Origin of the sequence: Algibacter sp. L4_22, assembly GCF_023473045.1 — a bacterium.
GTDB lineage: Bacteria > Bacteroidota > Bacteroidia > Flavobacteriales > Flavobacteriaceae > Algibacter.
The window spans coordinates 1,010,677-1,022,460 of record NZ_JAMCOK010000001.1 but is presented as its reverse complement, the minus strand read 5'-3'; the positions used below and the strand labels follow the sequence as shown (position 1 = coordinate 1,022,460).

Below are 11,784 nucleotides of genomic sequence, written 5' to 3'. Positions count from 1 at the left end.
TATGAGAAATAAATTAAAAATCCTTTTAGGTTTAAGCGTTTTTGTAGGTCTATTTGCAAGTTGCAGTAGCGACGATGATGACGATGAAAGAGGAAACTGGATAGAACGCTCTATTTTTGATGGCGTACCAAGAAGTAATGCTGCTAGTTTTGTAATAGACGATTTAGGGTACATGGGTACCGGTTATGATGGTGATGATTATTTAAGTGACTTTTGGCAATTTAATATTGAAGGTAACTACTGGTCTCAAAAAGCAAATTTTCCAGGAACAGAAAGAAGTTCTGCTTCCGGAATGAATATTAGCGGCGATGGTTACATCGGTGGTGGTTATGATGGTGTTGATGAATTAAGTGATTTCTGGAAATACGATGTTGCAGCCAACTCATGGTCGCAAATAGCAGATTTTGGCGGAGGCGTTAGGCGAGCTGCTGTTAGTTTTGGAGTTAACGGAACTGGGTATGTAGGTACCGGTTACGATGGTGATAACGATTTAAAAGATTTCTGGAAATATACACCCGGAAATGATACTTGGAGCGAACTTGTTGGCTTTGGAGGAGACAAAAGAAGAGACGCAACAACCTTTACAATAGATGATAAAGTATATTTAGGTACAGGTATTAGTAATGGTTCTTACAAAACTGATTTCTGGGTTTTTGATCCAACAACAGAAGTTTGGACGAGCTTAACTGATTTGGATGATGACGATGATTATAATGTTGTAAGATCTAATGCTGTTGGTTTTAGCATGAATGGGTTAGGATATATCGCAACAGGATACTACGGTGGTAGTATGACATCAATATGGGAATATGATCCATTTAATGACGATTGGGAAGAAATAACAAATTTAGAGGCTACCGCAAGACAAGATGCTACAGCGTTCTCTACCGGAACTCGTGCTTTTGTAACTTTAGGAAAAACAGGTACCTTATATTTAGATGACACATTCGAAGTGTTCCCTCAGGATGATTATGATGATGAAGATTAATAGCATATTCTATTTCATCCTTTAATTAAAAACCAAAGTGTTTATGCGCATTAATTTGTAGCAATCACTTTGGTTTTTTACTTTTAAAAAAATATAAATAATGCTTAAAAGAAAAGTAGTAATAGTTTTAATGGTAATTTTGGTCGCTGCTAGTGCTTTTTATGTTGCTAATTCGGATATGTTTAACAAATTAAACCCATACGAAACTGAAGTTTTTAGTATTGAAAATGGTTATGGATATCAAATAAAGTACAATGCAAAATTATTGATTAAGCAAAATTATATTCCCGCAATTAATCTAAACAAAACATTTTGTACTGCAGAAGATGCAGATCGAGTAGCACATTTGGTTAGCCAAAAACTATATAATAAAGAAAACCCGCAGATAACGCTAGAAAACTTAAATCAATTAAACGTAAACCTCAACTGCAATAATTAAATGGAAACCATGGCCCAGTCTTCCTTTTTTGGAATAAAGAACAGAAAACAAATTATGCTCCATATCTCTATATGGACCATTTTTATTTTTATGCATTTAATTCAAGCCAGGCCAGGGCAAGATTTAATAAATTTTAGTAATAGTTCGCTTTTTGTAATAAATATTATTTTATTTTATCTCAACTATTTAATATTAGTTCCCAAATTACTACTTCAAAAAAAAACAGGCTTATATGTTTTCTGTGCTATTGTGTTTATTGCATTTTTCACTTTTTTGTTTAAAGAATTAAGTTTTGAAGTAAATAAAACATTTAATCTTTTCGATAGAAACCTTGAACTAGATAGAGGCCCAAGACCAAGACATTTTTTTTGGGGACTTAAAGGCGCCATGATAGCAATTAATAGTTTTTTAATATTAGCTATTGGTACCATAATAAGAATGTATACCGAATGGAGTAGCAACGAAATAACAAAAAAACAAATTGAAGCACAAAAATCATCATCCGAACTTCATTTTTTAAAAAATCAAATTAGTCCTCACTTTTTATTTAACTCCTTAAACAGCATTTATTCGCTTACCACAAAAAAATCTAACGATGCACCAGAAGCTGTGATTACACTCTCGGAATTATTGCGCTATATGCTGTATCAAACTAATCAAGATTTTGTGTTATTGAGTAACGAACTAGATTATATTCAGAATTATTTAAAGCTTCAACGTTTACGTATTGCCAATAACGAACATGTCACCATAAACATTCACGGAGGCATAAATAGCCAAAAAATAAGACCTTTACTACTTATTTCCTTTATTGAAAATGCATTTAAATATGGCACCGATTTTAAAGGCAACACTAAAATAAAAATTGAAATTTATGTTAAAGATGATGAACTTCAATTTACATGTGTTAACTTGATAGGCAGTAGAAAGAACGATAAAGGCAGTTCTGGAATTGGGTTACAAAACACCCGCGATCGTTTAAATTTATTATACCCAAATAGCCATTGGTTAACGGTTAATGAAGTTGAAAATGAATTTGTTGTAAAATTAACATTGAAACTGGAGTAAAATATAAGAGTATGAAATGTATTATTATAGACGATGAACCTCTAGCTATTGACGTTGTAGAATCATACGTTCAGCAAGTTGGTGGTATAGAAATTGTTGCAAAATGCACAAATCCTCTAGAAGCTATTACACTTTTAAATAAGCATCAAGTAGATTTAGTATTTCTAGATATTGAAATGCCTAACCTTACCGGAATAGATTTGGTAAAAGCTATTGATAACATACCACAATTTATTTTCACGACGGCATATCCAGAATACGCTTTAGATGGTTTTAACTTGAATGCTACCGATTATTTGGTTAAACCTATTCCGTTTCATCGGTTTCTGAAAGCGATTTCTCGTGCTAAAGAAAAATACGAGCTAGAAAACAAAGTGATTATAAGCACACCTTTAAAAGAAGGAACGACACCTGTTAATGTTGATAATTTTATTTTTGTAAAATCGGAATACGAAAATATTAAAATAAATATTGACACTATTATTTATCTTCAAGGCTTAAAAGATTATATAAAAATTTACACATCTAATACGCAAAAGCCCGTATTAACTTTATCGAGCTTTAAAGATATACTAGATAAACTGCCAGCTTCAAAATTTATTCGTGTTCATAAATCTTATGTAGTTAGTATTGAACATATAAAAGCCATACAAAAATCTAAAATTCTAGTTGGCGATATCCGAATTCCCGTAGGCGAAACTTATAAGGAAACCGTTATGAAACGCTTGGGCGTATAATCCCTAATTTCACCCTTCTTATTATATAACAACAGAACCTAAATACATGCGTTTAGAGCTTAAATGCAACACCTATACTATATAGTTTTCCAACTATGGCTAATAAAAGTGAAGTTCGCTTATACGACCTCTTTTACAATACGTTAAAAAATAGAATATTTTAAATTTTGTGCATAAAAAAAAGCCTTATCTAATAAAAGATAAGGCTTTTGTACTGAAGACGGGACTTGAACCCGTACGTCCTAATGGACATTGGATTTTAAGTCCAACGTGTCTACCAATTCCACCACTTCAGCATTGGAATATTTTAATCGAAAAATTCTCAGAGCGAAAGACGGGATTTGAACCCGCGACCCCCACCTTGGCAAGGTGATGCTCTACCCCTGAGCTACTTTCGCAGTCTTTTAATGAACGAGCAATATTGCTATTGCGGTTGCAAATTTAAGCCTTTTATTGGATTACCAAAGCCTTTTTCAAAAAAAAAAATAAAAAAAATTTTAAGCTTGCTTTTTCTTAACCAACATGCGCTTAATTTCATTAAGTTTCATAAGTGCTTCTACCGGTGTAAGTGTATCAATATCAATATCTAAAATTTCTTCTTTAATATTTTCAAGTAATGGATCGTCTAAATTAAAAAAACTGAGTTGCATATCGTCTTGCATCGATTTTACCTTATTTGTGAGTTCTTCACTAGAATGCGACTTCTCTAATTTTTGTAGAATTTTGTTGGCGCGGTGCAAAACTTGCTGTGGCATACCCGCCATTTTTGCCACATGTATACCAAAACTATGCGCACTTCCTCCTTCAACTAGCTTTCTTAAGAAAAGTACATTGTCTTTTAATTCTTTTACAGAAACATTAAAGTTTTTAATGCGCCCAAAAGTTTCCGTCATTTCATTCAACTCATGGTAATGTGTTGCAAACAAGGTTTTCGGTTTTGCTGGATGCTCGTGTAAATATTCACTAATAGCCCAAGCAATAGAAATGCCATCGTATGTACTTGTTCCACGACCAATTTCATCTAGCAACACCAAACTACGCTCTGAGATGTTATTTAGAATAGAAGCCGTCTCATTCATTTCCACCATAAAAGTAGACTCGCCCATCGAAATATTATCACTAGCTCCTACTCTAGTAAATATTTTATCTACCAAACCTATTCTAGCCTCTTTTGCAGGTACAAAACTTCCCATTTGAGCCAAGAGCACAATAAGTGCTGTTTGACGTAAAATAGCCGACTTACCAGACATATTAGGCCCAGTAATCATAATAAGTTGTTGTGTAGTTCTATCTAAAAACACATCATTGGCAATATAAGCTTCACCAATAGGTAATTGCTTTTCAATTACTGGGTGGCGCCCTTCCTTAATTTCTAAATCGTGAGACTCATCTATCACAGGATAGATGTAACTATTATCTTTTGCCAATTGAGCAAAACCGCATAAGCAATCTATTTGCCCTATTAAATAAGCGTTTTGTTGCACAGCCTTTATATATTGGTTCATCCAACTCACCAAATCAGCAAACAGTTTTTGCTCAATGGCTTGTATTTTATCTTCGGCCCCTAAAATTTTGGCTTCATATTCTTTTAATTCTTCAGTAATATAACGTTCGGCATTTACCAAAGTTTGTTTTCTAATCCATTCTTCTGGCACTTTATCTTTATGCGTATTTCGAACTTCTATATAGTAACCAAACACATTGTTCGACGCTATTTTAAGTGATGTAATACCTGTACGCTCACTTTCGCGGGCTAACATACCGTTTAAATAATCTTTCCCGGAAGTTGATAGCGCTCGTAACTCATCTAATTCTTTCGAAAAACCCTCAGCAATACTATTCCCTTTTAAAACATTTACTGGGGCTTCTTCATTTAAAGTTTCTATAATTTTAGAACGAAGCACTTCACAACTTTGCAGTGTGTCTCCAATAATTCTCAGAGATTCATTATCGCAATCGGATGCCAACGTTTTTATTGGCACAATAGCTTCTAATGAATTTTTAAGTTGAATAACCTCACGCGGATTCACTTTAGTGGTAGCCACTTTAGAAATTAAACGCTCTAAATCTCCAATTCCTTTTATATGGTTTTGAACAGTTTGCAGCGTAACATCTTCTGTAGTTAAAAACTTAACTACTTCATGACGCTGTTTTATTTTCGCCACATTTTTCAAAGGCAAAGCCAACCAACGCTTTAATAACCTACCACCCATTGGTGAAATAGTTTTATCGATAACGTTTAAAAGGGTTACGGCATTATTATTTGTAGAATTATAAAGTTCGAGGTTACGAATAGTAAATCGATCCATCCACACATAATCATCTTCTGCAATACGTGAAATAGATGTAATATGCTGTAGTTTATGGTGCTGCGTTTCTCCTAAATAATGCAGGATAGAACCAGAAGCAATAATACCTTCGTACAAATCTTCTATTCCAAAACCTTTTAATGTTTTAGTATCAAAGTGCTTTGTTAAGGTTTCGTAGGCATAATCGGTTTGATACACCCAATCTTCTAAATAAAAGGTATGAAAATCGTCTCCAAAGGTTTCATTAAACTTCGCTCGTTTTTGCTTAGATACTAAAACTTCACTCGGACTAAAATTTTGAAGTAATTTATCGATATACTCGGCATTACCTTGCGATGTTAAAAACTCACCTGTAGAAATATCTAAAAATGAAATACCTATATATTTTTTATCGAAATAAACCGAACATAAAAAATTGTTCGATTTAGACACTAAAACCTCATCGTTTAATGCTACACCAGGTGTTACAAGTTCTGTTACACCACGCTTTACAATATTTTTAGTTTGTTTCGGGTCTTCGAGTTGATCGCAAATAGCCACACGCTCCCCAGCCTTTACCAATTTAGGTAAATAGGTGTTTAATGAATGATGCGGAAAACCAGCCAATTCAATCTCACTTTCGCTACCTGCACCACGCTTGGTTAAAATAATACCTAAAATCCCTGCCGTTTTTACTGCATCAGAACCAAAGGTTTCGTAAAAATCGCCCACTCTAAACAGCAACAAAGCATCAGGATATTTAGCCTTGATGGCGTTGTACTGTTTCATTAACGGTGTTACTTTTTTACTTTTTGTTGCCAATGGTTTTCTGTTTTAGTAAGTTTGCTAAAGTAACTATTATTCTATTTTTTTTGAAGTTGAAACCATAGAAGTTATTGCTATTTGTTCACAAATTCACGAATATTATTTATTAAACCGAATATTAGAACGGAGTAAGCACACAACAGTGGCGCGTTAGGGATTAAACGGCCTGTTTGAGCTCTTTTTGTGTGGTTGCACCTATGCAACACAAAAAAGCGAGTAGTGCAAGCCCGACCCTTGGGGAACGCCAAAAGAAATAAACACGTTAAATTAGATAGGTTTTCGCTTTCGCGGAAATAAAAAACAGATAAGGTACCATGCGTAAATTAAAAAATAACGAGCTAGACAGACTGAGTGTTGATGCTTTTAAGGAGGCAAAAAAAACACCTATTATTATTGTTCTCGATAATATTAGAAGTTTAAATAATATTGGTTCTGTATTTAGAACGAGTGATGCGTTTTTGGTTGAGAAAATTTACCTCTGCGGTATTACGGCAACGCCACCACATAAAGACATTCATAAAACCGCACTTGGAAGCACGGATACTGTAGCTTGGGAGCACGTTGAAAACACCATGGATTTGGTTGAAAAACTTAAAGCTGACAAGGTCCAAATTTGCTCTATTGAGCAGGCCGAAAACGCAACCATGCTTAACAATTTTACTCCAGAAGAGAACACGAAATATGCACTTGTTTTTGGTAACGAAGTTAAGGGTGTGGCGCAAAATGTGGTTAGCGCTAGCGATGTGGTAATTGAAATTCCGCAGTATGGTACAAAGCACTCTTTAAATATTTCTGTGAGTTGTGGTGTTGTTGTTTGGGATATATTTAGTAAATTGGTAAACCAATTTAAACAATAATGAAAACTAAACTAAAATTATCCTTTTTAGCAGCACTTCTTTTCGCTGCTGCAGCCGTTTACGCGCAAGAAATCCCTATCAAACACCTTGATATGGAATTGCAAGAAGACCAACAAGAACAAAGTAAAAACATTTTAACCAATGAGATTGACGGTGTTACCACCGACCACATTACCATTAATAGTGATATTACCCAAAAAGTAGATATCGATGCAACGCACAAAACCATTTATTTATTTATAACGGGTAATGCAACATTAACTTCTGGCGGTAAAACTTACGAGATTGTTCCGGAAACTATTATGTTACCTAACAATGTAGATGATATTGAATTTAAAGCTAATGAAGATGAAACGCTACATTACCTAAAAATATCGGTTTTACAAACAGAATTAGACCTTGTAGATATTAAAACGTTCCCGAAAGAAAATGTAGATAATATTTATTTTAAACAATTTACAGATTGCGAATCGTACACGGAACCAATTAAGAGTCCGCAAACTACAAGTAGAACCATATTACCTAACAAATACATACCAAGAGTAGCCATGGGAACAGTTAGAACTATTGGTCCAGATAAAGTTGGTGCGCACGTACATGGTATGCTCGAGCAATTGTTTTTAGGTCTTACAGATAACAACAGCGTTGTTTATGCAGATGAAGCTCAGGTTGATTTCCCAGAATATTCATTACTACACATCCCAAGAGGTTCAAGCCACTCAGTGAGTGTAGAAGCTGATAATGAAATGTATTATGTTTGGATGGATTTCTTTGTTGATAAAGACGGAGAAGAGTGGTTAAAAACACATAACAAAGACGACTAGTAAAACAACCTTATTTTACAATAAACATATATTACAAACGGATAGTTTTTGAAATAACATTTAAAATGTTTCAAAAATTATCCGTTTGTTTTTTTTATAAATTGAAAACCTAAAACAGGTGACTAAAAGAATTAAAAAACCATGGCCAACTAAAGACGCCATGCATCAAATTTACGAATTGAATCTTTGGGGTGGCACCGAATTCGATTTCTATTCTGGATCTGGCTCTCACGATCCGGACATTATAAACCCGTATTTAGATGTTTTAACTGCTTTTTTAGAATCGAACAATAGAGCATTAACGGTTTGCGATTTAGGTTGTGGTGATTTTAATATTGGTAAAGAGCTTACCCAATTCACCAAAAAATATATTGCCATAGATATTGTTGAAAACCTTATTGAAAGAAACAAACAATTACACCAAGCCGATAACTTAGAATTCCATTGCCTAGATATCGCTAAAGACAAACTTCCAACAGGTGACTGTATTATTCTACGCCAAGTATTGCAGCATTTATCTAATGCAGAAATAGAACGTGTAGTAGAAAAACTAGCTAATTATAAATACATTATACTGACAGAACATTTACCGTTAGGCAACTTTACACCTAATAAAGATATTATTTCTGGACAAGGTATTAGATTGAAACAAAACAGCGGCGTTAACCTACTAGAAGCTCCTTTTAATTTAGAAGTTAAAACAGAAACTATACTTGGAGAATATATTTTAGAACACCATAAAGGACGAATTGTAACGAAGTTATATGAGGTTATTTAATTTGAAAGATTTTAATTACTCTCCGCTAATCTCACAAATAATCTCTTCTATTTGCAACAAAATACAGCTTCATCAACAAATCCTGTATTTTTTTAAAAAGAAATCAAAAGAATTGTATTAAAACCGCCAATAAAGAAATACTTACAAATCAAGCAACGACTTACTGAAAAAAGTTTTATTTTTATTCAAAACCTAATAAAAACGAAAAGGCATCAAAAATCAACTTTGATATATGCATGATAAGCGTTCTTAATTTATGGTTTCAACTTTATTAATAATTACACCTAGAACTCATGGCTGATAAAAATCCTGAATCAGAACGTTTAGCAACTCCTAATAATTATAAAAACTGGAAAAACTGGGGACCATATTTAGCAGAAAGGCAATGGGGAACCGTTAGAGAGGATTATAGCGAACATGGAGAATCGTGGGAATTTATAGATCATGAAAAAGCTAGGAGTAACGCCTATAGATGGGGAGAAGAAGGTATAGGAGGCTTTTGTGATGCCAAAGAAATTTTATGTTTGGCACCTGCATTTTGGAATGGAAAAGACACCATTTTAAAAGAGCGATTGTTCGGCCTTACTAACAACCAAGGAAACCACGGGGAAGATGTTAAGGAACTTTATTTTCATCAAGTATCTACACCAACACATTCATACAATAAATACCTATATAAATATCCGCATTGTAAATTTCCTTACGGCGATTTGGTAGAAGGAAACAGAAAAGGTCGGGACGAAGACGAATATGAAATATTAGACACAGGTTGTTTTAAAGACAACGCTTATTTTGATTGCTTTATTGAATACGCGAAAGGAGACATCGAAGATATCTTAATGAAAGTTACTGTTGTAAACAGAGGCTCGAAAGCGGCAGATATTCATGTATTACCACACTTATGGTTTCGAAATGTTTGGAAACACAATGATAAATTTGTTCGCCCAATTATAAAATCTACAAAAGAAGGCTGCGCACAATCTAGCAGCAGTAGAAATGGAGAGTACTATTTATATCATGAAAATGGAAAACCCTTATATTGTGAAAATGAAACCAACAATGAGCTTATTTATAATGTAAAAAATGAAACACCTTATGTTAAGGATGGTATTCATGAACATGTTGTAAACAAAAAGAAAACTGTAAACCCAAAGAATACAGGTTCTAAAATGGCCGTTTGGCATAAGTTTAATCTAAAAGCAGGAGAAGAGAAAAGTATTAAAATACGCCTTAGCAAAAATCAATTAGATAATCCTTGGGAAGCTTTTGATTCTATTTTTGATCTAAGAAAAGCGGAATGCGAAGAATTCTATGCAGACATCATAAAAAAGGATTTACCAGAAGCACAACAAGATCTTGCTAAAAAAGCCTTTTCTGGCTTGTTATGGACTAAGCAGTTTTATTATTTCGATGTTTTTAAATGGCTTTTTGGAGGCCCTGGAGAAAACAAACCAAAAAGAACCAACATGAGAAATTATAGTTGGCAACACCTTACCAATAGACATATTATTTCTATGCCCGACAAATGGGAATACCCTTGGTATGCAGCTTGGGATTTAGCTTTCCACATGGCCTCGTTTGTAGAAATCGATCCCTATTTCGCTAAAGACCAATTACTATTGGTCTTGCAGGAAAACTACATGCACCCTAACGGTCAAATCCCTGCTTACGAGTGGAACTTTAGCGATGTTAACCCGCCTGTACACAGTTATGCTGTATGGAAAGTTTACGAAAAAGATAAAGAAAAAACAGGAAAAGGAGACCTTCCATTTTTAGAAAAAGCATTCCAAAAACTTATGATTAACTACACATGGTGGGTTAACCAAAAAGACAAAAACGGAACAGATTTATTTGAGGGCGGCTTTTTGGGTTTAGATAATATTGGTGTTTTCGACAGAAACCACATGCCAGAAGGTATCGCCAGAATGCAACAAGCAGATGCGACTAGCTGGATGGCTATGTTCTCTATTAATATGCTGCGCATGTCTCTTGAGCTTGCCAAAAACAATAAAGTTTACGAAGAGCCTGCTGTTAAGTTTTTCAGACACTTTTTGAACATCGCTTGGGCTATGCACCATATTGGAAAAAAAGATATTTCGCTTTGGGATGATGATGATAATTTCTATTATGATGTTGTTGAGATGAATGACGGAAGAACCGACCGTTTAAGAGTGCGTTCTTTGGTAGGTGTTATCCCAATGTTTGCTGTAGAAATTATTAACAAGGATTTATTTAAAGAATTAAAAGAATTTAGAAGAAGAGCAAACAACATTATAAAAACACGACCAGATTTAGCATCACTAATTTCAAATTTAGAAGAAGCCAACAAAGACGGCAACTTTATGTTCTCTATTATGCGTGGTTTTAGATTAGAACACTTATTAAAACGTTTACTGGATGAAGATGAATTTTTGTCTGATTTCGGGATTCGTTCGCTTTCAAAATATCACGAAAAATATCCTTTTGTGTTTCACCATAACGGGCATCATCAAATTCAATATGAACCTGGAGAAAGTCGTTCGAATATGTTTGGAGGCAACTCAAATTGGCGTGGACCGATTTGGATGCCTTTAAATTACATGATTATCCAATCGTTACGTAAATACTATGAATTTTATGGCGATGATTATACTTATGAATTCCCAACAGGTTCCGGAAACAAACTTAATTTAAAGCAAATTGCTAATGAATTAACCAAAAGACTGATAAAGCTTTTTGAACCAAATAAAGATGGTAGATATCAATACCATTCTGATGATCCTGACAAGGTTTTCACAAAAGACGAACATTTTAAAAAGGAACACTTTTTCTATGAATTTTTTGATGGCAATACTGGCAGAGGGCTTGGAGCATCTCACCAAACAGGATGGACATCGCTTATTGCTAATTTAATTATGGAAATGGACAAGGACTAATTTCTGTTTTATCAAAAAAATATTAAATCTATTCCATTAGAATTTCATAAATAACATGAATTTTA

At 34.0% G+C, this 11,784-nt stretch carries 9 protein-coding genes and 2 tRNA genes; 8 read left to right on the top strand and 3 right to left on the bottom strand.

Going from position 1 to position 11,784, the window contains the following annotated elements; translation table 11 throughout:
- Position 1 precedes the first annotated feature (1 nt).
- The 4 genes from M4I23_RS04285 to M4I23_RS04270 all read left to right on the top strand — a co-directional run bounded on the left by M4I23_RS04285 (position 2) and on the right by M4I23_RS04270 (position 3,232).
- Positions 2-988, top strand: coding sequence for a kelch repeat-containing protein (locus tag M4I23_RS04285; RefSeq protein WP_249753548.1), 987 nt, complete (start codon positions 2-4; stop codon positions 986-988).
- 100 nt (positions 989-1,088) lie between these two features.
- Positions 1,089-1,427, top strand: a complete 339-nt coding sequence (locus M4I23_RS04280) for a DUF4907 domain-containing protein (protein WP_249753547.1) — start codon at positions 1,089-1,091, stop codon at positions 1,425-1,427.
- Positions 1,428-1,436: 9 nt separating this feature from the next.
- Entirely contained in the window at positions 1,437-2,495 is a 1,059-nt protein-coding gene (locus M4I23_RS04275) for a sensor histidine kinase (RefSeq protein WP_249753546.1), read from the top strand.
- Positions 2,496-2,506: 11 nt separating this feature from the next.
- The gene (locus M4I23_RS04270; RefSeq protein ID WP_249753545.1) at positions 2,507-3,232 is read left to right on the top strand and encodes a LytTR family DNA-binding domain-containing protein; all 726 of its coding nucleotides are present in this window, start codon (positions 2,507-2,509) and stop codon (positions 3,230-3,232) included.
- A gap of 212 nt (positions 3,233-3,444) precedes the next feature.
- On the opposite strand, the gene M4I23_RS04265 is transcribed toward M4I23_RS04270, so the two are convergent.
- The 3 genes from M4I23_RS04265 to mutS all read right to left on the bottom strand — a co-directional run bounded on the left by M4I23_RS04265 (position 3,445) and on the right by mutS (position 6,342).
- Positions 3,445-3,528 (bottom strand) — tRNA-Leu (locus tag M4I23_RS04265).
- 30 nt (positions 3,529-3,558) lie between these two features.
- Positions 3,559-3,630, bottom strand: a tRNA-Gly gene (locus M4I23_RS04260).
- 99 nt (positions 3,631-3,729) lie between these two features.
- Positions 3,730-6,342 (bottom strand): DNA mismatch repair protein MutS, encoded by a 2,613-nt coding sequence (mutS, locus tag M4I23_RS04255; protein WP_249753544.1) that lies wholly within the window; start codon positions 6,340-6,342, stop codon positions 3,730-3,732.
- 317 nt (positions 6,343-6,659) lie between these two features.
- Here mutS and M4I23_RS04250 point away from each other — a divergent pair, with 317 nt between their 5' ends.
- From M4I23_RS04250 to M4I23_RS04235, 4 genes are all read left to right on the top strand, one after another.
- The gene (locus M4I23_RS04250; RefSeq protein WP_249753543.1) at positions 6,660-7,202 is read left to right on the top strand and encodes an RNA methyltransferase; all 543 of its coding nucleotides are present in this window, start codon (positions 6,660-6,662) and stop codon (positions 7,200-7,202) included.
- Positions 7,202-8,026 (top strand): cupin domain-containing protein, encoded by an 825-nt coding sequence (locus M4I23_RS04245; protein ID WP_249753542.1) that lies wholly within the window; start codon positions 7,202-7,204, stop codon positions 8,024-8,026. Before M4I23_RS04250 ends, M4I23_RS04245 begins: the two co-directional genes overlap by 1 nt.
- 118 nt (positions 8,027-8,144) lie before the next feature.
- On the top strand, positions 8,145-8,804 hold the full coding sequence (locus tag M4I23_RS04240; protein ID WP_249753541.1) for a class I SAM-dependent methyltransferase: 660 nt from the start codon (positions 8,145-8,147) through the stop codon (positions 8,802-8,804).
- Positions 8,805-9,097: 293 nt separating this feature from the next.
- Positions 9,098-11,719, top strand: coding sequence for a glucosidase (locus M4I23_RS04235; protein ID WP_249753540.1), 2,622 nt, complete (start codon positions 9,098-9,100; stop codon positions 11,717-11,719).
- The last annotated feature ends 65 nt before the right edge of the window (positions 11,720-11,784 follow it).

What these genes read in the sequence shown, in the direction of transcription:
- M4I23_RS04275 (WP_249753546.1), top strand. Translation starts at nt 1,437, where the DNA reads ATGGCCCAGTCTTCCTTTTTTGGAATAAAGAACAGAAAACAAATTATG.
- M4I23_RS04250 (WP_249753543.1), top strand. Translation starts at nt 6,660, where the DNA reads ATGCGTAAATTAAAAAATAACGAGCTAGACAGACTGAGTGTTGATGCT.
- M4I23_RS04285 (WP_249753548.1), top strand. Translation starts at nt 2, where the DNA reads ATGAGAAATAAATTAAAAATCCTTTTAGGTTTAAGCGTTTTTGTAGGT.
- M4I23_RS04280 (WP_249753547.1), top strand. Translation starts at nt 1,089, where the DNA reads ATGCTTAAAAGAAAAGTAGTAATAGTTTTAATGGTAATTTTGGTCGCT.
- M4I23_RS04270 (WP_249753545.1), top strand. Translation starts at nt 2,507, where the DNA reads ATGAAATGTATTATTATAGACGATGAACCTCTAGCTATTGACGTTGTA.
- M4I23_RS04235 (WP_249753540.1), top strand. Translation starts at nt 9,098, where the DNA reads ATGGCTGATAAAAATCCTGAATCAGAACGTTTAGCAACTCCTAATAAT.
- M4I23_RS04245 (WP_249753542.1), top strand. Translation starts at nt 7,202, where the DNA reads ATGAAAACTAAACTAAAATTATCCTTTTTAGCAGCACTTCTTTTCGCT.